Origin of the sequence: Fibrella aquatica (assembly GCF_041321135.1) — a bacterium.
Taxonomy (GTDB): Bacteria; Bacteroidota; Bacteroidia; order Cytophagales; family Spirosomataceae; genus Fibrella; species Fibrella aquatica.
In genome coordinates this window covers 165,050-188,841 of the sequence record NZ_JBGGWF010000009.1, presented here as the reverse complement: position 1 = coordinate 188,841, position 23,792 = coordinate 165,050, and the positions used below count along the sequence as shown (strand labels likewise).

Sequence of the window (23,792 nt, the reverse complement as noted above, 5' to 3'; positions counted from 1 at the left end):
TGACACTGTCGCGCAACACCAAAATTGGCCTTTACCTCGCCTTTACGGTACTATTCGTTTCATTTACGTTCTACGGCTGGCAACTCGCCAAGACGCCCAACATTAACGCCCATACCGACGACGCCAAGACGTTTTCGCTGTACATTCCCAAAGGCGCCACGTTTGAATCGGTCATCGATACACTTCAAAAAAATAAGGTGCTCGAAAATGAGATGACATTTCGGTTCGTCTCGAAATTGATGAAATACCCTGAGCGGGTGAAAACAGGCCACTACCGCATGAAACCGGGCATGGGCAATTACGAGGCTATCAAGAAACTCCGTAGCGGTAGTCAAGACCCTATCGAGCTGACGTTTAACAGCAGCATCCGGCTGAAAAGTGAGCTCATCGAAAAAGTGGGCAACAAGTTTGCATTTGGTCCCGAGCCACTTCGTGCCCTCCTCAACAACCCCGACACCTGCAAACGCTACGGCCTGGATACCACCACGATCATCTGCCTGTTCATTCCGAATACCTACGAAATGTTCTGGACGGCTAAACCAACAGCCCTGCTGAACAGGATGGCCGATGAGTACAAAAAATTCTGGACGCCCGCCCGCAAAGCCAAAGCCGATGCCCTGGGCCTGAGTCAGACCGAAGTACAAACGCTGGCGTCGATTGTCAGGGCCGAAACCATAAAGGCCGACGAGCAACCCCGCGTGGCCGGTGTATACCTGAACCGACTGAAACGCGGCATCAAGCTCGAAGCCGACCCTACCGTTGTTTTCGCCAACAATGATTTCACCATCCGGCGCGTACTAAACAAACACCTGGCGTTCAACAGCCCCTACAACACCTACATGTATGGCGGTTTGCCACCGGGACCAATCAACCTGCCGCCGCCCGGTACTATCGACGCCGTGCTGAACCCCGAGGAACACGATTACCTGTTCTTCGTCGCCAAAGCCGATTTCTCAGGTTATCACACTTTCTCGCGCAACATGGCCGAACACATGGCCAACGCCCGCATTTACCAGCGCGCTCTGACCGAACGGAAAATCATGAAATGATTTACGATTTACGAGGTACGAATTACGATTTTTGCGCTGCCACTTAGCGAAGTCTCAGTAAGTGGCAGCGCAAAAATCGTAATTCGTACCTCGTAAATCGTAAATCCCTTGTTTTCCTTCCTTGTTCCTCCTTTCCGGGTACGTTATGCTGATACTGACCAGATGGGGTACGTGTATTACGGCAATTATGCGCGGTTTTACGAAATTGGGCGCGTAGAGGCGTTGCGTAGCTTAGGTTTCTCGTATAAAGAGATGGAAGCGTCGGGCATTATGATGCCGGTTTACGAAAACACGTCGCGCTACCTGAAGCCCGCCCGGTATGATGATCTGCTCACCGTAACGGTAACCATTCCCGAACTACCCCGCGCCCGAATCATCTTTCAGTACGCTATTCATAACGAAGCCGGTGACTTGCTGAATACAGGACAAACTACGCTCGTGTTCCAGCGTGCCGACACAGGGCGGCTCTCGGCGGCTCCCGCTACGCTGCTCGACCACCTCAAACCTTTTTTTGAACCTGAAGTTGGCATAGTATAAAAGGATGTCCAAAACCAGTTAGCTTATGTTTCAAAAACTGATGAGTTTGAAAGCGTTGTCTGGGGCTCGGGTCTGGCTACGTTCACACAACGCGTTCAACTCGACCAACGACTGGTACAGTTTTCTGAGCAGGATCACCGATAAGATCACTGACAACGACCTTAGCGAACGGGCTTCATCGGTAGCTTACAGTCTTATCCTGGCCATTTTCCCGACCATTATTTTCCTGTTTACGCTGATTCCATTCATCAATTTTATTCCTGATCTGGAAGGGCAGATTTTGCAGTTCTTTGCCCAGGCCTTGCCATCAGGTACGTTCGATTCGGTAGGGGCAACTATAAAGGATATTGTCAGTCAGCCGCGTGGCGGAGTCTTGTCATTTGGTTTTCTGTTGGCTCTGTATTCAGCAACCAATGGTATGGTAGCGTTGATGAATGCCTTCAACGCATCGCACCATATGCCCGAACGGCGTAGCTTTCTGGCTAAACGGGGCATTGCCGTGGTGCTCACAGTAGCCCTGGCTATTTCACTGGTATTGGCCATTGGCCTTCTCGTCATTGGAGGCGTGGTGATCGATTACCTGCTTAAATTCGGCGTTTTCAATAATATCGTTTTTTACTACGTACTTAAAATTGCCCGGTATCTGTTGGTATTTGCCGTGTTCGTGGGTGTAGTTTCCGTCATTTATAAGTACGGACCAGACGTGAACATGAAGTGGACGTTTATCACACCCGGCTCAACAACCGCCTCGGTACTGATTGTACTAACTACACTCGGGTTTTCTTATTACGTCTCCAACTTCAGTTCTTATAATAAAGTGTACGGCTCCATTGGTACATTAATCGCTCTGATGATCTGGACGAATCTCGTTTGCCTGTTGCTGGTGCTTGGGTATGAGATGAATGTGGTCTTGTTTGACCTGGAAGGCGACAAGAACCCGTCGGTTGCCCGGAAAACAACAAATGCCACCTCCAACACGTGAAGTGGCATTTGCGAACCCTAACCCATAAATGTGATAGCGGCCGGGTGGCAGGCATTTTGGCACGCCGCCCGATCCGCTTACATACATAGTGTCGAAAAACTGTGCCAAATATCAATTATCGTCTAAAAATAACCTGACAATTTCCGCTCACTCAAAATAAAGCGTTAAGCCAGAGGTAACCTGTTACTTTCATATCGTATAGTATTCTATACTACTTTCTCCAACATGAATTGGTAATATGAATCGTAAACGGATAACCCAGGCGGGCGTCAGCATTCCCATGGCTCCTTTCCTCAATCAGCATAAGCCCTGGGTATCAGTGATCTGTACTTGCTTCAACCAGGCCGGATATGTTCTGAGGTGTCTTCAATCAGTAGCCGAGCAAACGTACCCAAACATCGAGTTGATCGTTATCGATAATGCCAGCACAGACGAGTCGGTAGAGCAGATCACGTTTTTTTGCAAGCAGTTTCCAGACACCCGATTTATTCAAAATAAAACTAATCGGGGACTGTGCAAAGCGTTCAATCAGGGGTTGGCAGTGGCCGTTGGTGAATATGTGATCGACCTGGCCGCCGACGATTTTATGCTTCCCCATAGAATTAATCGACAAATCGAACAATTTTTGTCGCTCCCCACCTATTACGGTGTGGTATTCTCCAATGCTGCTTATATCGACGACGCTGATCAGTTTATCCGTCATCACCATTCTGTTCGGGCCGATGGGCGAACGACAGAAAACGTACCTACCGGCGACATATTCCGGGAAGTGCTTACACGGTATTTTATCAACACGCCTACGATGATGATGCGGCGCAGTATGCTAACGGCATTGGGTGGCTACGACGAAACGCTGGCCTACGAAGATTTTGACTTCTGGGTACGTTCGGCCCGTACGTATCGTTACGCGTATATCGACGAAGTATTGACGCACAAACGACTTTTGCCTAACTCATTGGGGCAACAAATAGTACAGGCCGATAATGCACTGCTCGATTCTACCTGGCGTGTTTGTCAGAAAGCATATGCCCTTTGCCAGACAACCGACGAAAAAAAAGCACTTTCCAACCGTATTCGGCAGTTTATTCGCAAATGCTTTTACGCCGAGCAGTATCAGTTGGCGGCAAAGTTTGGCGAATTGTTGGAGCGAATCGAACCGGTGGGATTGCCAACAAGAGTCATACTGCTCCTCTGCCGTATGCACCTCCCCGTAAACAACATGTACCGACGTTACTATCGATTAACAATGAACAGTTAACAGTTATCAGTTATCAGTGGCTTCGCCCAATAACGTACCTGAGCGGAGCCATTGTTAACTGATAACTGTTCATTGATAACTGATAACTGATTTATGGCTGCTGAACTCATAAAATTATATCCGAAAAATCCTGATATGAACCGGATTCGTCAGGTGGCGAAGGCACTTCGCGATGGAGCGGTGGTCATCTATCCGACGGATACCATCTACGGACTTGGCTGCGACATTCATAATGCGCGGGCAGTTGAACGAGTGGCCCGGATCAAGGGTATTAAGCCGCAGAAGAATGATTTTTCGTTTATCTGTTACGACCTCAGCCACATTGCCGACTATGCCCGGGTGAGCAACTCAGCATTCAAACTGATGAAGCGATTACTCCCCGGCCCCTATACGTTCATTCTTGATGCGAACAATAACGTACCCAAGCTGCTCAATTCCAGCAAGAAAACGGTCGGTATTCGCGTGCCGGATAACGACATACCACGCCTGATTGTGCAGGAGTTGGGTAACCCGATCATTACGACTACCCTGCGCGAAGGTGGCCCTGAAGACCTGCCCGAAGGCATTGCCTACAGCACAGATCCCGAGCTGATCTACGAAACCTACCGCCACGATGTCGACATTGTGATTGATGGCGGCTACGGCGGGTATGCTCCATCTACTATTGTCAATGCTACTACCGACTCCTTCGAGGTGATCCGTCAGGGCCTCGGCGAAGTAGACTGGGAATAAGCAATACACTTTTTTCCGGTCGTTCTCCGACCCGCCAAAGCCTTTCTCAATCCCCAAACACACCCTAATCCGGTGCGATTCCTTCTATACAGACCGGTACGCCTGATAAGGCGGCGTTTCCGGTGAGCGTGTCGGCGAATGCTTCGTCGGTGAGGTCGTTGACGCTGGCACCGGCATGTTGTTGGGCAACATCCAGCCGGGTTCCAGGGCGGTTGTGGCCATAGCCGTGGGGCATGCACACAACGCCCGGCATCATATCGGGCGTTACATCGGCGGGTAGTTCGATCTCGCCCACGCGGGAACGTACCCGCACCGCCTGACCGGTAGCGATACCCAACCGGGTAGCATCGTCGGGGTGCAGCATCAGCGTACACCGGTTACGTCCTTTTACCAGCACCGGGGCATTGTGCATCCATGAATTGTTATCGCGCAGGTGGCGGCGACTAATTAACAGCAGCGGGCGAGGTGCATTGGGCGCAGGAGTCGCCTGTATCAGAGCGGCTTCGGCACGGGACAGATCGGCCAGGAATAAAGCGGGGGCAACATTGATGCGCCCATCCGGGGTTTGCAGCCGCTCGTGCAGTTGAGAGCGGAGTGGCCCCAGGTCGATGCCGTGCGGGTTGTCGCGTAACTGATCGAGGCTTAGGCCGGTGCGTCCGTAGGGGCCGTACCGCAAGCCCATGTCGATGGTTTTGGCTGGATCTTGCAGTTTCCACTCATCGCGGGGCACGTCGCTGAGCCGCAGTCGCAGGTTCTCGAAGATTTCCCAGTCATACAATGTACCTGAGGGCTTTGGCACCATCGGCTCCGAGTAACGCGACGTATTCCGGATAGCCAGCACGTGGAAGGTAAGGTCATAATTGGCCGTTTCGACGCCCGTTAGTGGCGGCAGAATATAATCGGCATGGCGGGTGGTTTCGTTCATATAAATATCGACCGAGACCATAAATTCCAGCCCGGCCAACGCCTGATCGAGGCGACGACCGTTGGGCGTCGACAACACCGGATTGCCGCAGCTGGTTACTACGGCCCTGATCTGACCGGGACCGGGCGTTTCAATTTCTTCGGCCAGACAGGCCACCGGCAGTTCGCCCATAAACTCCGCCTTACCACTCACCCGACTCTGAAACCGGTTGAACTTATTGTAAACAGGTCGCTGCACACCGGGCCGTTGGGCCAGTAGGTCAATAGCGGGCGAGGTGAACAGCATACCGCCTATTTCATCGAGATGGCCCGTCAACAGATTCAGTACATTGATTAGCCACAGACATAGCCCGCCAAATTCCTGAGTCGACACGCCAACGCGTCCATAAAGCGCAGCGCGGGGCGTGCTGGCAAACTCTCGCGTCAAACGCAGTAACGTACCTGGCTCAACGCCCGTCAGCGGGGCAACGCGTTCGGGCGTGCAACCGGCAACAGCGTTGCGAAGTAGATCGATATGATCTGTGACGCTGCTCAGGCGACCGGGATTGACCAAGTTTTCGGCAAACAGCACCTGCGTTATGGCTAGCAACAGAAACACATCGGTACCGGGTCGGACAAAGTGATGCTCATCGGCCCGTTTGGCGGTTTCGGTGCGGCGCGGATCGATCACCACGACCTTACCCCCACGTTGCTGAATGGCCCGCAGCCGGGTTGCCACGTCGGGAGCGGTCATGATGCTCCCGTTCGAGGCGATCGGATTTCCACCCATAATGAGCCAGAAGTCTGTATTGTCGAGATCAGGAACAGGCATCAGCAACGGATGGCCGAACAGTTGCCAGGCGGCGAAATGGTGCGGAAACTGATCGACCGACGAGGCCGAGAATACCGTTCGGGTGCCCAAGGCTTTCACAAAACCCGGCATACTCAGAAACGAGCCCGAATTATGAACGGTCGGATTACCCGCATACACGCCAATGGCGCTGGGGCCGTGGGTGTCACGTACCTGACGTAACCGGTCGGCCACCTCATCGAGCGCCTGTTCCCAGCCTATCTCCTGCCAATCGGTGCCCACCCGTTTCATGGGTCGCCGCAACCGGTTTGGGTCTTCGTAAATGTCTTTCAAGGCCAGCGCCTTTGGGCAAACATGCCCCCGACTGAACGGATCGGCCGGATCACCGGCAATGCTGATGATGCTGCCGTTGCGGTGTGTGATTGTCAGGCCGCAAATAGCCTCACAGAGATTACAGGCGCGGAAATGCGTTTGCAGCAATTCATCGGTTGGTTCAGCCACGGCGGAAGAATTTGTTGAGAAGGTGGAAGGTACAAAAAAGACTTTTACCGCTGAAAAACCAGACAAAAACAGGAATCGCCGCTGGTTCTTGTTTTTTATTTTGATTAAATCTAAATAAACATAACCTTTGACTAATCGATACTGATTCTAAATAACGACATCGACCTGCTATGTCTTTACCTATACTCACCTCAACGCTTTTATTCTTCTCGGCCCTGGCAGTCACTAACCCAACCGTTGCCCGCCCAAATCGACCCCACGCCTCTCGGATTCGTACAACTAACGACGATGACGATAATCAGCGCGGTGCCGTTCATGGCCGCATCAGCACACAGGATGGACAGCCGGCGGCTTATGTCAGCGTTTCTGTCAAAGGCAGTTCAAAAGGAACAACCACATCTGACGATGGCAGCTACCACCTCCGGCTGACTCCCGGCGAGTATACGCTGGTAGTCTCCTTTGTCGGCTTACAGACGCAGGAGCAATTGGTTACGGTTCAGTCGGGTCAAACGACACAACTCAATCTGACGCTTCAGGAAACGGCCCGTCAACTGGGCGAAGTGCAGGTACGTAGCTATAAATCGCCTAACCAGGTGCCGCTGACGGTGGGTAAAGTCGCCATTCGTCCGCTGGACCTGCCTCAGAGCGTTGCCGTTATTGAGCGCGACATCCTGGATAGGCAACAAACACTCCGCCTCAGCGATGCCCTGGCCAACATCAACGGCGTGTATATCACGGGCACAACGGGAGGTTATCAGGAAGAAATTGGGGGCCGTGGGTTTGCCTTCAATAGCAGCAACACCTTTAAAAATGGCGTCCGCTACAACAACGGCGTGATGCCCGAAATCTCATCGCTGGAGCGGCTGGAAGTGCTCAAGGGCTCATCGGCAATTCTGTTTGGCAACGTGGCAGCTGGCGGCATTCTCAATCTGGTGACCAAGAAACCCCGCTTCGAGTCAGGCGGTCAGGTGTCGATGCGGATCGGCAGTTACGGTTTCTACAAACCGTCGTTCGATGTGTACGGTGGCCTGTCGAAATCGGTGGCGGTCCGCCTGAACGGCACCTATGAAAACAGCCGCAGCTTCCGCGATCAGGTACGTGGCGAGCGCATTTACGTAAACCCATCGGTGCTGGTCAAGCTCGGCAGTCGCACGGAACTGTTACTGGAAGCCGATTACCTGAAGGACGACCGGACGCCCGATTTTGGTATCGGCGCCATCAACTACTCGATTCCCGACGTACCTCGAAGCCGCTTTATCGGCACGCCCTGGAGCTACAACCGCGTAGAACAGAAAAGCAGCACCGCCACCCTGACCCACCGCCTGACCGATCAATGGCAGGTACGGGCTACGGGAGCCATTCAGAATTTCAACAGTGAACTGTTCAGCGCAGCCCGCCCCAATGCCAGCAGTCAGGCTATCAAAGCCAACGGCGACTGGATTCGTGGCCTGCAACGTACCCAGGTGGCCGAAACCTACTGGATCGGACAGGTTGACTTGACCGGACAGATCAGCACCGGCGCTCTCAAGCACACCCTGCTGGTTGGTGCCGACGCCGACCAGTACCGGACGAATACAACAGCGTATAACCCACTGGCCGTTTACGATACGATAAACCTGTTCAACCCGGCTAAATTCCGCATCCGTACCGACGTGCCTACGCTCACGGCTCGCCAGCTGACGCAGGCTCCCATCAACCGGGCAGGTGTGTATGTGCAGGATCTGATCGCGCTGTCTGACAAGTGGAAAGTACTGGCTGGTGTGCGCTGGAGCTATCAGCAAACCAGTAGCACGGTCACTACCCTGAGCGACCAGAAAGCCACCAGCAGCAACGCGTTCGACGATGCCTTTACCCCGCGTTTCGGGCTCGTATATCAGCCCCGCCAGACTACGGCCCTGTTTGTGAGCTACGCCAATTCGTTTGCCCTCAACACGGGTATCGACGTGGCGGGTAATGCGCTGCCGCCGTCATTCATCAATCAGTACGAAGCCGGTATTAAAAACGACCTGTTCAACGGATTACTCTCAGCCAATGCAACGGTGTACCAGATCAGAAACAGTAATTTGGCCCAGACTAGCCTCGAAAATGGCAACACCAACGCGAACATTAAGGAACTGGCCGGTGAAGTAACAAGTCGTGGCGTCGAGGTCGACGTAAAGAGCAAGACGTTCCGGGGCCTATCGTTTCTGGCCGGTTACAGCTATAACGAAACCCGCTACACGCAGAGCAACACCTATATTGTGGGTAGCCTGCTTCGCTACAATCCGAACCACACGGCCAACGCCAGTATGTTCTACACCGTGCAGCGCCCCGGCTTCGGACAGGGTCTACAACTGGGCCTCACCGCTTTCTACATGGGCGACCGTCAGGCCGGCCGGTCTACCCGCGTGACGGTGAATAACGACGTCTTCCGCCTGATTCCTCTGGCAGCCTTCACCCAGCTAAACGCCTCGGTTGGGTACGTTAAGGCCCGGTACGCCATCCGCGCCAACATGACCAACCTGCTGAACGAACTGAGCTATAACGTTCACGACGATAACAGCATCAACCCCATTGCCCCCCGTCAGGTATCAGCCACCCTTTCGTGGACGTGGTAAGACTGTATTATCACCAAGTAAAAAAGGACGTACCTGCGCAGGTACGTCCCTTTTTTATTTGAGGTGTAGTAGCAAAAAATGCTAGCCCGGGGCGCGGAGCCACGCGTCAGCAAGTTTTGCTACTACAATACTCCTGCCTGGGTACGTCCTCTTTCTATTGTAGTAATTTAATACGGCTCACATCTACAACCCCGTCACCTTCTTAAGATTATCAGCCGGAATGCGGTCGGCGAGGTAGCTGAGCGGGTCTACGCCGGCTTCGTAGGGAAGTTCTTTCACCACGAAGGAGTACGTACCTGTTTTGGCCTTCATCCGGGTACGTTGAATGGCCAGCAGTTTCCCAATCTTCTTGCCCTCGGCTGGTTTGCCGTACACGCCTACGTCGATGAGGTCATTGAGCGGTAAGGTCATTTCCCGGCCCAGCGAATCGGCGCGTAGCTTTTCGGTCTGAATCGTCACCGTGACATCGTATTGGCCATCTTTCCGTTTTTTAGCCGTGGTCGCCGTGGCCCGGTTATCGTAAATGGTAATCTGCTCGAACAGGTCTTTGATCGTCGATTGCAACGAATCGGGTGTGTTGGCGCGAAGGCGATCGACAAGGGCGTACGACGTTGGGTAAGGCGGCTTGCGATAGGCGTACTCGGTCGTGAGGTCACGAAGGGCGTTGTTCACGGCTTTTTCGCCGATGAACTCCTTCAGGTTGAACATCACCAGACTGCCTTTACGGTAGTGGATATACCCCTGATTCTCAACCTTCTCCAGCGGCACTTCTTTCTCGGCTTCACTGCCTCGCGCCCCTAAATAGCTGTTGGATTCGTAGCCCAGGAAGCGCTTCATCCGATCGCGACCATAGGCTTTCTGCATCACCATCAGGGCCGAATACTGCGCCAGCGTTTCCGACAGCAATGTAGCCCCCTGCATTTCGGCACCTACCACCTGATGCGCCCACCACTGATGCCCCATTTCGTGCGCCACCACATACTTCACCATGTCGATATCGGTCTCCGGGTCGATTTTCGAAATGAAGCCGATACTCTCCGAATAGGGCATTGTACCCGGAAACGCCTGCGCAAAGGACGCATAGCGCGGAAACTCGATGATCCGCGCCTGTTTGTGCCGATACGGCCCGAAGTTTTCCGTGTAATAAGCCAGTGACCCCTTGATCGACTCGCTCATGTTTTTCACGTTATAAGGGTGCTGTTTATCATAGTACACCTCCACGTCGATCCCATTCCACTTGCTCCGGTTTACCTCAAACTGAGCTGAAATGAAGGAGTAGAAGTTGAGCGACGGATGATCGAGCGCATAGTCGAAGTAGCGTCGGGTACGTCCCTTGGCGTCGTTAGCGGTCCACTCTTTCCGAAGCGAGCCAGGGGCAACGGCAATCTGATCGGGGCTTGTACTAATGGTCGTGCGCACGTTTACCCAGTCGGAACTACCACCAATATAGCTGTTCATACAAGCATCTGTGCAGGTACGTTGCAGGGCGGGCATGCGGGCGCGCTCGGGCAGTTTGTATTCTTTCCGACTATTCTTGCCGCTGATCTCGCCTTCTTTCTGATAACCGATCTGCGGCGAAATATCCATGTTGTTGAAAAACGAGCCGTTCTGATTTACCTGCTGCACAAACTCGACTTCATTCTCGATTCCCCGCGCCGCCCGATGCGCTGTCCAGGCCATCGTCAGCGAATCGCCGGGCGCCAGTGGTTGGGCCAGTTTGTAGATCGTGTACTGATGAATGGAGTCGTTCAACACCCGTTTTGCCCCGGCAATCTGGATACTGTAATTCATGCGATTAGGCAGCAACACATGGAGCGAATCGATGGGAAAACTGGTCCGGTTAACCAGTTCGTATTGACCACGTACCTGAATAGCCCGCTCTTCGGGATACAAGTCGATGGTATAGGTAACGTCGGTGATGCGGGGCTGTGGCCGGTTCTCGAATTTCTTGTATGTTTTCTCATACGACACCTGCCGCTTTTCCTGCACTTTGGTTGTCACGAACGGATTCAGGACATGCGCATTGTAGAACAGAAATCCGCCCACAAGCAGCCACACAGCCAGCAATCCAAACGTCACGCGCTGGTTCAGGCCAGTGAACTGCTGCTTAGCCATGTGCCAGCGATTGGCCCAGGCCGTGTCTTTACCACGTACCCAGAAAAGCACCGCCACCACGCTCAGCAAAGCGGCAAACAGCAGCCAGTACGTGCGGAACCAGACGAGTGCTGCTACATACGGACCCCAGCCGTTCATGTCAGAATACGTATAGTTGGGCGTGGCATTGAACTGAGCCAGATTGCTCTGCACGTCGAGCGGTCCCCAGATGTAGCCATTCGCGATCAGGAAAACGACCACCGCGAAAAAGGCGATGTACTTGTTGTTCACCAGCGTGTGCATCAGCATCGACAAGACGACAATTGGCACCAACCGCGACAGACTGATCAGAAAAAACTCGACAACGTACTGCTTCAGGTCGTAAACGGTATAGCCCATCAACGTTTGCGCCAGTATGCCCGCCAACACGCAAACGAGTTGAATAAGGGCCACCACGCCAATCATCGCCAGCAGTTTCCCCACAAACACCGACCAGTTCCGGTGCGGCATGGAGTCGTAAATCTGCGCCAGATCAGCATCGCGCTCTTTCCAAATCAGGTCGCCGGAATAGAAAATGATGATGGCAAACAGGAAAAGGCCCATCGTGCCCTGAATCGTCTGAATGACGTTGTAGGTGACGGGGTACGAATACAGGCCGTAAAAATCATCGGCGAAACGAAGCGAGAAACCCATGTTGATCAGGCCCGCCATCATAATCACGATAAACGCTACGCCCCGAATGGTGCCGTTGAAATCGGTCTTGGCCACGCGCAGCATCTGTGCCAGTTGGGCGCTTCCTCCTGTATGTATGCGAACACGGGGAAGCGGTTGTGGCGTGCCGAACACCGCAATACCAGCCACATCGGTCGGCAGCGAATCGCCTTTTTTCTTCCGTTTGAACCAGCCGCCACTACTTACCCGCTCTGCGAAGGAGAAACGAGCATACGTAATGCCCAGCCAGATGAGGCCCACGCCGAACCAGATGAGTCGGTTTATGCCCATGTAGCCATCCAACAAACCAACCGACCGCGTGTTTTTATCGGCAACCGTCCAGTATTTAGTGACCAGTCCGAAAGGCCCGAAACCCAGCGCATCGAAATAAGCGACCAGATTTTCGTTGTCGAGGTCGCCCAGCAGATTACCCGCCACCGCCTGCACCACAAGCAAAATCACCGCGCCCACAAACGACACCACCGTAGACCGGCTGAGGGCGGCGAGCATGAAAATGAACGTACCTGAAATGAAGGTGTTTCCAACCGCAAAGGTCAGAAATGAGTTGGCGTGCGCCGACCAGACCACCGGTCCATACCGTTCTGCTTCCATGGAGCCCGTGGTCTGCCCAATCAACGTACCCAGCAAAATACCGATAGAGATACCAAAGAAGGGAATCAGCGCTACGACGTATGACCCGAAAAACCGCCCCGCCAGGTAATCGATCTTGCGGATGGGCGACGAGAATACGAGTTGGTGGCTGTTGTACGTGAAGTCGCGCAGGGCAGCGTTTTGCACAAAAGCGGTTGTCATCAGCAAGGCGAAGATGGTCCAGACAGCGTACTGATTTTGAATGACGTAGGGCGCGTTTTTGTAGATATTACCAAACGAGCCGCCAATCGTCAGATCATCCGATGCCGCCGCCCAGGCAAACATCACGATGTTAACGAGCATAAATATCCAGACCATCGGCTGCCTCAGCCAATACCGGATTTCGAAGGTGAAGAGGTGGGAAAACATATAGTAATTAAGAATTAAGAATGCAGAATTAAGCTTCGCCTTTCATTGAAAAACTAGCGCTTTTCAGTCTCCATTCTGATTTTATGTTGTGTCGTTTTTTTGATTGATCCGAGTATGCGCAACAGTTTTTCACAGTCAGCTAACATTGAATCGAACATGGGCCTTTCTATATAACCCGAGCCGTAAAGCAGTCGTAACCAATAGCGTGTTTCTCGCGCTTCTTTGTAGGAATTTCCAATTTTGGCCGCAAAATCCTTCATGCTGTATCCACCAACCGCTTCCTCTGCATTTGCACCAATAGAAGTACCACTGCGTAGTATCTGGTCGGCAAGCGAATAAATGCGGTGTTTCTCCATCAACCATTGATACATTTTCACAATACGCAGCCCGAATTCGAATGACTTCACCAGAAGCACATTGTTATCTTCCAAGAGCGTCTCAGGTTGAAAACCGTTGGCCATCTCATTCCTAATTCTTAATTCTTAATTCACTAAAAAACACGTCCTCCAGATCGGGTTCGGCGGCGACGAAGCCATCGCCGGGGTCTAGGTCGCTGAGGATGTGGATGAGGGGTTTGCCGGCAACGAGTTTGCTGGAAATCAGCGTGTGGGTTTGCTGATAGGTGGGTAGTTCCGATTTATTGATCGACTTGGCCCAAACCTGACCCGACAGGCCGGCAACGGCTGCTGTGGGTGTGCCGCCGTAGAGAACGCGGCCCTGATGAATAATAGCCATGTTGTTGCAGAGTTCCATCACGTCCTGCACAATATGGGTAGAGAGAATCACGACGACGTTCTCGCCGATCTCCGATAATAAATTGTAGAATCGATTGCGTTCGCCGGGGTCGAGGCCTGCGGTGGGCTCATCGACGATGATGAGTTGCGGGTCGCCGATCAGAGCCTGGGCAATACCGAATCGCTGCTTCATACCGCCCGAATAGCTGCTTACCGCTTTTTTGCGGTGTTCAAACAAGTTGACCCGATTCAACAGCGCTTCGACCAACTGCGCCCGCTCGCGGCTGTTCACTACACCTTTGAGCAGGGCAAAATGATCGAGCAGTTCAGACGCCGATACGCGTGGATAGACGCCAAATTCCTGCGGCAGGTAACCCAACGTGCGCCGAACGGCCTCTTTATGGTTCAGCACATCGAGGTCGCCGAGCATAGCCGTACCGCTGTCAGCATCCTGAAGCGTAGCCAGCGTACGCATAAGCGTACTTTTTCCCGCTCCGTTCTGACCCAGCAGACCGTACATGCCCGTCGGAATAGTCAGCGAAACATTGTCGAGGGCACGAACGCCATTTTTATACGTTTTGGATAGGTTTTCAATAACTAGCTGCATAGAAAGTTTGGCGAAGGAAGGTGAATACGACTAATCTGTGCTGTAATCTACAGATTCACAACGTACCTGACGCCTTTTCTATGCTACCGGTTGTAATTGGGGATAAATGGAGTTTCAAGTTTCAGGTTCCAAGTTTCAAGTGCTCTGCTTTTCAGTCATATGATTGACAAGCAGAGCACTTGAAACTTGGAACCTGAAACCCATTTTACTTAAACCGCTGTATGCTATACGCTGACGAGGTTAGGCTGGCCGGGTTGCTGGCAGCGGCGGCGGCACTTACTTCGCCGATGCGAGCGTTCAGCGTGTAGATTTGGCCGTTTATAACAGTGTTGGTCGTGGCTTGATCGTATCCAACAGCGTCGGTTTTCACCACGGATGCTGTAGCCCAGTTACTGGCTCCGCGCAGTTGCGTTACCTGATTCCGGTTGTTCACTACATACAGATCGTCGTTGATCAATACCATGCCGTCGCCACCGGTAACGGGGGCAAATCCGGTCACTTCGGTAATGGTGTTGCTATTGGCCAGGTCGATCTTGTACAGTTTACCGGTCGACGCAACGACCACGATCAGGTAGTTTCCGGGATGAACCACAATGCCATTAAGCCCAAACTGCCCCGCCGGTACGCCCAGCACAGGGTTGTTCACTAAAATACTGGGCGTACCATCGGCAGCTACCCGGTAGATCACCGGCGAAAATGAATCGGTCACATAAGCAACACCCTGCGCATCGATAGCCACATCATTGGCTAAGTGTGAGGCGTTAGGCAACAAAGCGGCCAGATCGGTACGCCGTTCAATCTGCCGGGTACCAATGTTGTAAACGAACAGACCCGCCGTTCGCATTGTTGCCGTTGTTGTTGTCTTGTCAGCAATGCCCTGTGCTGCATTACAAACGTAGATCCGGTCGTTAAACACTTTCACACCCTGCGTTGAGATTAATTGCGGATCGCTAAACAGGTCGGTATACGTACCGTTCACATCAACAGTACCTACCTTTCCCTGGGTCAACGACGTAACTACAAACTTGTTGAGTGAGGGGGCGTAAGCAATACCTTCCGGATACAGCCGACTGGCGGTAAATGAGGTACGTTCTGCGAAGGCGGGAGCGTTGACATCGGTGCCGTTGTTCTTGCAGGCACTAAGGCCTAAAATGCCCAAAACGGCAGTCATCATTATTGAGTTTTTCATAGTTGGATGATTGTATGTTTAAACACCTAATCGCGTATGAACAGGTTTGTTCCTGTTATCCTATCAAACGACTATACAGATAAAACACAGACTGATTCTTATACGGACAAACAACCACCGCTCAAAGTGGTTTTACTGCTAAAACAGAACCACGTTATGACACATTTCACCACCCTTACCGAAGCTATGCAGGACTTGCATGAGCGCGGCTACACCGAAGAATTTGCGCCTGAAAACGACCATCTGAAGGTGACCAGCAAAGAAGAAGATGTTAAATACAGAAGCGACGAATTTATGGTCGATGAATTTCATCGCTTTGAAGGCACATCTGACCCTGGCGACGAGATGACACTATATGCTATTTCCTGCACTAATGGCATGAAAGGGCTCTTCGTGTCTGCTCAGGGTACCTATTCCGACGAAGTCTCGCCTGAACTGATGGCCAAATTCAACCTTTCAGAACGCGGTGGCGTAAATACAGAAGGCTCTGTACAGCCTATAACAGCGCCCGAGGCGTAAGAGGTGAGTCGTAAGTCGATAGTCAGCTGACGCGAGAGTACGCTTGCGCCAGCTGACTATCGACTTACGACCATCACCTACCGACTTACGACTCATTTTTCCTCCCCCTCCCCCGTCGAAACCGGGGGTTTCTGTCGTATATTTGCGAACTTTCCCCATCTTATAGGCTTAATTATCAAGGGGAAAACTTGTATGAAACTAGCTGAATTTAGATTTGACCTCCCCGAAAGTCTGATTGCCAAATATCCGGTTGAACGAGGCGAAGCACGGTTGATGGTCGTTGACCGTAAAACCAAAACCATTGAACACAAAAAGTTCGGCGACATTCTGAGCTATTTCTCAGATGGCGATGTGATGGTAATCAACAACACGAAAGTATTTCCGGCTCGGCTGTATGGCAACAAAGAGAAAACGGGGGCGAAAATCGAAGTGTTTCTGTTGCGCGAACTGAACCGCGAAATGAAACTCTGGGACGTGCTGGTTGATCCCGCGCGGAAGATTCGGGTAGGCAACAAGCTGTATTTTGGCGATAGCGACCTGGTTGCTGAAGTCATTGACAACACTACCTCACGCGGCCGTACCATCCGGTTCCTGTTCGACGGCAACCACGATGAGTTCATGAAAGCCGTGGATCAGTTGGGCGAAATGCCGATTCCCCGCGAAATCATGCGCGAATCGGTTGAAGCCGACCGTGAACACTACCAAACGGTATTTGCCCAGCACGTTGGTGCGGTAGCAGCGCCAACGGCCGGCTTGCACTTCACCCGTGCCATGATGAAGCGGATGGAGATTAAAGGGATTCACTTTGCGCCTGTTACACTGCATATTGGTCTGGGTACATTCCGTCAGGTAGACGTAGAGGACCTGACCAAGCACAAAACAGACTCGGAAAACTTCCGTATCGAGCCCGATGCCACTAAGATTGTTAACGCTGGTTTAGATGCAGGTAAACGCGTATGTGCCATCGGTACAACCGCGCTGAAAGCCATTGAGTCGTCGGTATCGGCCAATAGCCGTCTGAAGCCCGTTGAAGGCTGGACAGACCGGTTCATTTTCCCACCGTACGATTTCAAAATTGCCAATGCTCTGCTCACCAATATGCATTTACCCGAATCGGTATTGCTAATGATGACGTCAGCTTTTGGTGGTCATGAATTGATTAAAGAGGCGTACAAAGTTGCCATTAAAGAGAAGTATCGCTTCTTCACCTATGGTGACGCGATGTTGATTTTGTAAGTATCTAGTCTGGAAAGTCAATAATGGGAGTCCAGAGTCTGGAAAGTCCATTTGCTAGAATCGTATTTTAGCAAATGGACTTTTCAGACTCTGGACTTCTTCATGACTTTCCAGACTCTGGACTCTTAATTTCAGCGACTATCAAGACTGAACATTGACACGTACAACTCAATTCTACGCCATCATTGTGGCGGGCGGTAGCGGAAGCCGTATGAAAACCGACGTTGCCAAACAGTTTCTGCTGTTGCGTGGCAAACCCATTCTGCAACATACAATCGAGCAGTTCCTGGCTTATTCGCCCGAGATGCCGATCCGACTTGTTTTGCCCGAACGTGATCTGGCCATCTGGCAATCGCTCTGCGATACCCATCAATTTTACCCCACCAACGTCACCACAATTATCGGCGGAGCCACGCGTTTTCAATCAGTCCGCAATGGACTGAACAGCATTCCGACACACGCCGATGCGCAGGGGTTGGTTGCCGTGCATGATGGCGTTCGCCCTTATGTAACGCCGGCAACTATCGCCGAAGGCTTCGCCACAGCCTCACATAAAGGAAGTGCCGTTACCTGCGTTCCTGTCAAAGATTCCGTACGGCTTATCAACAGCGACGGTAGTAACAAGGCCATCGACCGAGGTCAGGTACGCCTCATCCAAACGCCGCAAACGTTTCGACTAGATTGGTTCAGAAAGGCATTTGCTGGTCCCGAGCAACCCTACTTCACTGACTGCGCCAGTGTACTAGAATTTGCCGGTTACCCCATATCCCTCATTGAAGGCGACTACGAAAACATCAAAATCACCACGCCAGACGATTTAAAATGAGTTTGTGGTTTGTTGTGAGTGGTTTGTGGTTGCGCTGCTGAGAAAAAAAACGGTTAATTAGCAGCGCAACCACAAACCACTCACAACAAACCACAAACAAAAAAATGCGGCCTAGACAGCTTCCATCTTACTACATCGACGGCTTGCGGGCGGGTGATCGGCTGGTGCTGAGCCGTGCCATTACGCTGGTGGAAAGTCAGTTGCCGAGCGATCAGTTACTGGCCCGGCAGGTCATGGAAGGTGTGTTGCCATACGTTCCGCAGACGTCGGTACGTGTAGGCATCACAGGCGTTCCGGGCGTGGGCAAAAGCACCTTCATCGAAACCTTCGGAACGTACCTGACCGGGCTGGGCAAACAACTGGCCGTTCTAGCTATTGACCCAACCAGTCAGCGGTCAGGCGGCAGTATTTTGGGCGACAAAACCCGTATGGAAAGCCTCTCCATGGACCCTCGTGCGTACATCCGCCCCTCGCCCGCTGGTGATTCGCTAGGCGGCGTGGCTCACCGAACCCGCGAGACCATGCTTCTCTGCGAAGCCGCCGGTTTCGACGTTATCCTGATCGAGACGGTGGGCGTAGGGCAGTCAGAAACGCTGGTTCATGGCATGGTCGATTTCTTCCTGCTCTTGATGCTGGCAGGTGCTGGCGATGAACTGCAAGGCATGAAACGCGGTATTATGGAGCTGGCTGACGCACTGGCCATCACTAAAGCCGATGGTGACAATGCTAATGCCGCCAATCGGGCGCGTGTCGAATACCAAAACGCGCTCCACCTCTTTCCTCCGACGGGTACAGGCTGGCAACCGCCGGTAGTTACCTGCTCAGCAACTAACAGCACGGGCATCGCCGATGTATGGACCATGATCGAGCGTCACCAAACGCTGTTTACCCAATCGGGTGAACGTATTCGCCATCGGCAAACGCAGGCCCTCGACTGGTTCCGAACGTTGCTGCGTCAGCAAATCGAACGGCAGTTTTTTAATCAGTCCGGTCTGTCTGAACGACTGAAGCAGGTTGAAGATCAGGTACGTTTGGGTACGTTACTGCCTATACAGGCTGTTGAGAAACTGATTATATTTCCTGATAACTAACTGAGGATCAGACATAAATTTCATTCAATTGAATTTAATGTCAATACATACAAACTAATAGTAAGTGGCCCGTTGTTGTTTGCTTGTCTTTGTACATACAATAACTTCAACATGTCTACGAAATTATTTGCACCTGCTACGTTAGGAAACATCACCCTGAAAAACCGGGTTGTTATGGCCCCCATGACACGTAACCGTGCCACTGCCGGTCATGATGTTACGCCAATTATGGCGACATACTATGCTCAGCGTGCCTCAGCAGGTTTGATCATCACAGAAGGAATTGCTCCATCAGCAAACGGTAACGGCTACGCCCGCGTACCTGGCATATACACTCCCTCACAGGTAGAAGGCTGGCAGGCTATTACTGCGGCCGTTCACGAAAAAGGCGGCAAAATATTCGCTCAACTGATGCATACCGGCCGTGTTAGCCACTCAGCAAACATGGAGAAAGGTGCCGAAATTCTGGCTCCTTCGGCCATCGCCGCTGCCGGTCAGATTTACACCGATGAGTTGGGCATGCAGGATCACCCAACGCCCCGTGAAATGACGAAAGCCGATATCGAGAAAACGATTCAGGAATTTGTTGCCGCCGCCAAAAACGCCATTGCTGCTGGATTCGACGGGGTTGAGGTTCACGGAGCCAATGGCTATCTGGTTGAACAGTTCTCACGGCCGACAACGAATCAGCGCACCGATGAATATGGCGGCTCTACTGAAAATTACGCGCGATTTGCTATTGAGGTAACCACTGCTATTTCAGCTGCTATTGGTGTCGAAAAAACAGGTATCCGCCTGTCGCCGTATGGTGTGTTCAACGATATGCCTTACTCGCCCGATTACGATGCCATTACTCTACAGATTGTCGAGAAGCTGAACGGCGTTGTCACGTATGTCCACCTGGTCGATCATGAAGCGATGGGCGCCCCAGCCGTTGACAAGAAGATCGTTGACGCCATCCGTGATACGTTTACAGGTACGTTGATTCTAAGTGGTGGCTACGATGCCGCCCGCGCCGAAGAAACGCTGAACGCTGACAAAGCTGAGTTTATCGCATTCGGTCGGCCGTTTATTCCCAATCCAGATTTGGTAGAGCGCATGGAGAACGGTGCAGAACTGGCTCAACCTGATTACGACACATTTTACACACCAGGCGAAAAAGGCTACACAGATTACCCTGCTTTGGTTGAAACGGCTGCTTAATGTACTAACCAGTCGATGTACAAAAATCCCGGATGACCTCATCCGGGATTTTTTTTCACTAACCTTTTAAGCGCAATAATATCTTCCTATTATCCTACTGCTTATCTTTACACACGTACAGTTTCCTATTCCTAAATCCTTTCCTTTCTCTTTTTCGACTTCTTTCTTTAAGTAACTCTCAAGCTAGTTACTCTTGGTTTCAGCCGGGTTGTGTACTTAATCTATTACCAACTTTCAAAAAAAAAGCCCCGGCTATATTGCCAGGGCCTTTTTTTATGCCTTTGAACGTAGAGGAGGCTATGCGTAGGTATTTAACATCACTGGCATCACCAGCATTAAAATCTCTTCGTTTTCTTCCTTGTCGGCAGGAATGATCAAGCCAGCCCGGTTAGGTGCCGACATTTCAAGCGAAATCATCTTAGCGCTCAGATTACTCAGCATCTCGGCCATCAACTTAGCATTGAAACCAATTTCCATATCATCGCCTTCATACTCGCACATCAACTTCTCGTTGGCTTCGTTCGAATAATCGAGGTCTTCGGCCGAAATGGTCAGGCTATTGGCCTTCATCGACAAGCGAATCTGATGTGTTGTCCGATTCGCGTAGATCATGATTCGCTTTAATGAGTTCAGCAGATCAGCGCGGCCAATAGTCATCACATTTGTGTTGTTGGTTGGAATAGCGTTTTCGTAGTCGGGAAAGCGCTCATCGATCAGGCGGCAAATCAACTGCGTTGAGCCGAACACGAAAGAGGCGTTGGCCTGACTTAATTCAACCTTCACATCAACACCTTCGGGTAACGACGCTTTCAACAGCGATAGTGCTTTGCGTGGTATGATTAGCGATGTGCTGGCCGAAGCCTGAATATCGGTGCGACGGTACCGGATAAGCCGATGTCCGTCGGTAGCCACAAAGGTAGCATTGTCGCTGTTCAACTGAAGATAAACACCCGTCATGGCCGGGCGCAGATCGTCTGTACTCGTGGCAAAAGCGGTGTTATTCACAGCACTCAGCAACGCATCTGATGATAGCTCGACTGACTGATTCTTGTTGACAGCAGGAATCTTGGGAAAATCAATTGGGTTTTCGCCTGACAGTTTAAACCGGCCGTTATCCGTCAGAATTTCGGTACCAAATGTATCTGTATTGATATTAACCGTGATAGGTTGCTCAGGCAGGCTCCGCAGTGTATCGAGTAATAGCTTGGCCGGAATCGCGATAGCACCACTTTCCGACGCATCCACGGGAATTTGCGTGGTCATGGTTGTTTGCAGATCCGACGCCGTTACGGTTAGCGTACCGTCTTCAATACGAAACAGAAAATTTTCGAGAATCGGTACGATTGGGTTGGTCGCAACCACCCCATTGATGTTCATCAGGTTCTTGAGCAGAACGGACGAGGAGACGATGAATTTCATGCGCTGGAGGCGTCAGTATGTTCTTGTGTATTTGAACAAAAGTAGCAAAAAAAGTGCCCTTTTCTTAGCCTCGATTTATGTTTTATTCCCGGTTAACATATGTACTATCTGGCGTATCGACGGCGGCGAATTACCTGCCACACCAATCCACCGATAGCCAGTAACCCCAACGGAACCAACACGTTAATAGCTTGCCACCAAGCACGTTCCTGACTAAGCTTTACCGTGTCAAGCGGCCGCAAAGGTACTTCTCGGGTACGTGCTCTGATCAGCCCTTCCGGATCAATCATATAGTCGATGGCGTTCAGGGTAAATTCTTTATTAGCAAACTGTTTCTGAGAGAACCGATCATATCCAAGCGGCAACGGCGCTTTGCGTTTATAGTCGACATCGTTCACTACCAGATCCCCATCAGCGCAAATCAACACTTTACCCGGCTCTCCTTTCGCCTTAAAGCCCTGCGCCAGCGAATCGGGCAACAACTGGTTGCCAAACAGAGACGTAAATGATCCTTCGAGCAAAACCCCTACTGATTTAACACCTCCCGTATACGTGGCAGGATCTGGTTGTTGGCGTGCTTCGTTATAGGAGATCAGCGCTGGCAAATTCAAGATGCTCGTATACGGCGACGTTTTCAGTAACACTGTTTTTTGAATGCCTCTTGTGCGTACCGTATCGATCGTGCTTAGAAAGCGACTGGAAACAGCGTCCAGGTTTCGGGTGATGGGGTTATCGCCGAAAGAATTCAGCACCGGATAGAATCGCCACGGTACCAGTTGTACATTGGGTTTATCACCTAACGTACCCACATTCAGCGGAATCACGCCACATGCCAGATCTTTCACCACATTTCGGTTAATGCGCGCGCCCCAGTTGAAGAATACATCATCTAAGCCAAGTGGCATAGGTTGCGCGTAGGAACCCTGGGCACTAACACTATCTACGCGCTGACCATCTACGAAGAACAGCGCCTTCCCCCCTTTCACGATGTACTGATCGATTTTAAACACTTCGCTTTCCGCAAACGGCTGATCGGGCTTTAAAACAAGCAACGCATCAACCCCCTCAACAGGGCCGGGCTTTTTGAGATCGACAAAGAAGAGATCATACTGCTCCTGAATGGAAGCTAACAAATCGGAAAAACGCTCTGGTGGAACCTGTGTATGCCCAAAGACGAGGCCAACGCGCCGCCGACTACCTTCCGGCTGCGTTAGTCGGCGAATAGCGGCCGCTAATTGGTATTCTACGCCCTCATACGATTGATTAAGTTGCTCGGTAGGTGTTGCGGCTTTATTTCCCTTTAGCAGGAGCACGCCCGCTTCTTTGCTTTCGTAGCTAATAACAGCTCCCGGTACAATGAGTTGCTCGGTGCGCGTGCCACCCTGATTAGCGAACAGGTTTGTAGGCTGAAGGCCCAGCTTTGCCAACCGATCCAGTAGCTGAATCTGTGCCTCCGACGTACCTGAAATTGGATCAATGAACCGGAAACTGATGCTGCTTCCTGCCTCCGCTTCAAACTCATCTAATGTTTCACGGACCGCTGTTTCTAACCGCTTAAAACCCGGTGGCAGGTTACCCGTCAGAAAAACATCGACATGCACCCGAGCGGGCAACGTACCCAACAATTGCCGCGTGCCGCCCGATAGCGTGTACCGTTGGTCTTCGGTGAGGTCAACGCGGGTGTAGATAAAAGCGGACAGTGCGTTTAAAAGCACCAGGCCCAGCCCAACCAGGAGAAACCGTTTGATAGTGGATGACATAGGACTTACTAAC

The 23,792-nt window shown here is 51.7% G+C and carries 18 protein-coding genes; 11 read left to right on the top strand and 7 right to left on the bottom strand.

Annotated features, from left to right (window positions below; genetic code table 11):
• Window positions 1–5: 5 nt before the first annotated feature.
• From mltG to ACAW87_RS19330, 5 genes are all read left to right on the top strand, one after another.
• On the top strand, window positions 6–1,049 hold the full coding sequence (mltG, locus tag ACAW87_RS19350) for an endolytic transglycosylase MltG (protein ID WP_370725336.1): 1,044 nt from the start codon (window positions 6–8) through the stop codon (window positions 1,047–1,049).
• A gap of 108 nt (window positions 1,050–1,157) precedes the next feature.
• Entirely contained in the window at window positions 1,158–1,586 is a 429-nt protein-coding gene (locus tag ACAW87_RS19345; protein WP_370725279.1) for an acyl-CoA thioesterase, read from the top strand.
• A 25-nt stretch (window positions 1,587–1,611) separates the two neighbouring features.
• Complete coding sequence (locus ACAW87_RS19340; protein ID WP_370725278.1) at window positions 1,612–2,568, top strand: YihY/virulence factor BrkB family protein; 957 nt, start codon at window positions 1,612–1,614, stop codon at window positions 2,566–2,568.
• 238 nt (window positions 2,569–2,806) lie between these two features.
• Window positions 2,807–3,826: a glycosyltransferase gene (locus ACAW87_RS19335; RefSeq protein ID WP_370725277.1), complete on the top strand. Its 1,020-nt coding sequence runs from the start codon at window positions 2,807–2,809 to the stop codon at window positions 3,824–3,826.
• Between the two features lie 93 nt (window positions 3,827–3,919).
• Complete coding sequence (locus tag ACAW87_RS19330) at window positions 3,920–4,558, top strand: L-threonylcarbamoyladenylate synthase (protein ID WP_370725276.1); 639 nt, start codon at window positions 3,920–3,922, stop codon at window positions 4,556–4,558.
• Window positions 4,559–4,622: 64 nt separating this feature from the next.
• Here ACAW87_RS19330 and ACAW87_RS19325 read toward each other — a convergent pair whose 3' ends face one another.
• Window positions 4,623–6,773 (bottom strand): molybdopterin oxidoreductase family protein, encoded by a 2,151-nt coding sequence (locus ACAW87_RS19325; protein ID WP_370725275.1) that lies wholly within the window; start codon window positions 6,771–6,773, stop codon window positions 4,623–4,625.
• Between the two features lie 170 nt (window positions 6,774–6,943).
• Between ACAW87_RS19325 and ACAW87_RS19320 the strand changes: the two genes are divergently transcribed.
• Entirely contained in the window at window positions 6,944–9,370 is a 2,427-nt protein-coding gene (locus tag ACAW87_RS19320; RefSeq protein WP_370725274.1) for a TonB-dependent siderophore receptor, read from the top strand.
• 183 nt (window positions 9,371–9,553) lie between these two features.
• On the opposite strand, the gene ACAW87_RS19315 is transcribed toward ACAW87_RS19320, so the two are convergent.
• The 4 genes from ACAW87_RS19315 to ACAW87_RS19300 form a co-directional block, all read right to left on the bottom strand.
• Window positions 9,554–13,195, bottom strand: coding sequence for an ABC transporter permease/M1 family aminopeptidase (locus ACAW87_RS19315; RefSeq protein ID WP_370725273.1), 3,642 nt, complete (start codon window positions 13,193–13,195; stop codon window positions 9,554–9,556).
• Window positions 13,196–13,248: 53 nt separating this feature from the next.
• Window positions 13,249–13,626: a four helix bundle protein gene (locus ACAW87_RS19310; protein WP_370725272.1), complete on the bottom strand. Its 378-nt coding sequence runs from the start codon at window positions 13,624–13,626 to the stop codon at window positions 13,249–13,251.
• 37 nt (window positions 13,627–13,663) lie between these two features.
• Window positions 13,664–14,536 carry an ABC transporter ATP-binding protein gene (locus ACAW87_RS19305; RefSeq protein WP_370725271.1) on the bottom strand — a complete coding sequence of 291 codons (873 nt, stop codon included), beginning with the start codon at window positions 14,534–14,536 and terminating at the stop codon, window positions 13,664–13,666.
• Window positions 14,537–14,741: 205 nt separating this feature from the next.
• Window positions 14,742–15,725: a gluconolaconase gene (locus ACAW87_RS19300; RefSeq protein ID WP_370725270.1), complete on the bottom strand. Its 984-nt coding sequence runs from the start codon at window positions 15,723–15,725 to the stop codon at window positions 14,742–14,744.
• 156 nt (window positions 15,726–15,881) lie between these two features.
• Here ACAW87_RS19300 and ACAW87_RS19295 point away from each other — a divergent pair, with 156 nt between their 5' ends.
• The 5 genes from ACAW87_RS19295 (at window position 15,882) to ACAW87_RS19275 (ending at window position 20,600) form a co-directional block, all read left to right on the top strand.
• Window positions 15,882–16,244 carry a hypothetical protein gene (locus ACAW87_RS19295; protein ID WP_370725269.1) on the top strand — a complete coding sequence of 121 codons (363 nt, stop codon included), beginning with the start codon at window positions 15,882–15,884 and terminating at the stop codon, window positions 16,242–16,244.
• A 192-nt stretch (window positions 16,245–16,436) separates the two neighbouring features.
• Window positions 16,437–17,480: a tRNA preQ1(34) S-adenosylmethionine ribosyltransferase-isomerase QueA gene (gene queA, locus ACAW87_RS19290; protein WP_370725268.1), complete on the top strand. Its 1,044-nt coding sequence runs from the start codon at window positions 16,437–16,439 to the stop codon at window positions 17,478–17,480.
• A 154-nt stretch (window positions 17,481–17,634) separates the two neighbouring features.
• A complete protein-coding gene (locus ACAW87_RS19285) occupies window positions 17,635–18,306 on the top strand; it encodes a 2-C-methyl-D-erythritol 4-phosphate cytidylyltransferase (RefSeq protein WP_370725267.1) in 672 nt (223 codons plus the stop codon).
• Between the two features lie 104 nt (window positions 18,307–18,410).
• On the top strand, window positions 18,411–19,397 hold the full coding sequence (meaB, locus tag ACAW87_RS19280; RefSeq protein WP_370725266.1) for a methylmalonyl Co-A mutase-associated GTPase MeaB: 987 nt from the start codon (window positions 18,411–18,413) through the stop codon (window positions 19,395–19,397).
• Between the two features lie 111 nt (window positions 19,398–19,508).
• Entirely contained in the window at window positions 19,509–20,600 is a 1,092-nt protein-coding gene (locus ACAW87_RS19275; protein ID WP_370725265.1) for an alkene reductase, read from the top strand.
• A 297-nt stretch (window positions 20,601–20,897) separates the two neighbouring features.
• Here the strand turns inward: ACAW87_RS19275 and dnaN are convergent, their stop codons facing one another.
• Window positions 20,898–22,019 (bottom strand): DNA polymerase III subunit beta, encoded by a 1,122-nt coding sequence (gene dnaN / locus ACAW87_RS19270; RefSeq protein WP_370725264.1) that lies wholly within the window; start codon window positions 22,017–22,019, stop codon window positions 20,898–20,900.
• A gap of 104 nt (window positions 22,020–22,123) precedes the next feature.
• Window positions 22,124–23,779, bottom strand: a complete 1,656-nt coding sequence (gene gldG / locus ACAW87_RS19265) for a gliding motility-associated ABC transporter substrate-binding protein GldG (protein ID WP_370725263.1) — start codon at window positions 23,777–23,779, stop codon at window positions 22,124–22,126.
• Window positions 23,780–23,792 lie beyond the last annotated feature (13 nt).

Coding starts and splice junctions, on each gene's coding strand:
- ACAW87_RS19330 (WP_370725276.1), top strand. CDS start 3,920: ATGGCTGCTGAACTCATAAAATTATATCCGAAAAATCCTGATATGAAC.
- queA (WP_370725268.1), top strand. CDS start 16,437: ATGAAACTAGCTGAATTTAGATTTGACCTCCCCGAAAGTCTGATTGCC.
- meaB (WP_370725266.1), top strand. CDS start 18,411: ATGCGGCCTAGACAGCTTCCATCTTACTACATCGACGGCTTGCGGGCG.
- ACAW87_RS19275 (WP_370725265.1), top strand. CDS start 19,509: ATGTCTACGAAATTATTTGCACCTGCTACGTTAGGAAACATCACCCTG.
- ACAW87_RS19340 (WP_370725278.1), top strand. CDS start 1,612: ATGTTTCAAAAACTGATGAGTTTGAAAGCGTTGTCTGGGGCTCGGGTC.
- ACAW87_RS19305 (WP_370725271.1), bottom strand. CDS start 14,536: ATGCAGCTAGTTATTGAAAACCTATCCAAAACGTATAAAAATGGCGTT.
- ACAW87_RS19315 (WP_370725273.1), bottom strand. CDS start 13,195: ATGTTTTCCCACCTCTTCACCTTCGAAATCCGGTATTGGCTGAGGCAG.
- ACAW87_RS19300 (WP_370725270.1), bottom strand. CDS start 15,725: ATGAAAAACTCAATAATGATGACTGCCGTTTTGGGCATTTTAGGCCTT.
- ACAW87_RS19295 (WP_370725269.1), top strand. CDS start 15,882: ATGACACATTTCACCACCCTTACCGAAGCTATGCAGGACTTGCATGAG.
- ACAW87_RS19335 (WP_370725277.1), top strand. CDS start 2,807: ATGAATCGTAAACGGATAACCCAGGCGGGCGTCAGCATTCCCATGGCT.
- ACAW87_RS19320 (WP_370725274.1), top strand. CDS start 6,944: ATGTCTTTACCTATACTCACCTCAACGCTTTTATTCTTCTCGGCCCTG.
- gldG (WP_370725263.1), bottom strand. CDS start 23,779: ATGTCATCCACTATCAAACGGTTTCTCCTGGTTGGGCTGGGCCTGGTG.
- dnaN (WP_370725264.1), bottom strand. CDS start 22,019: ATGAAATTCATCGTCTCCTCGTCCGTTCTGCTCAAGAACCTGATGAAC.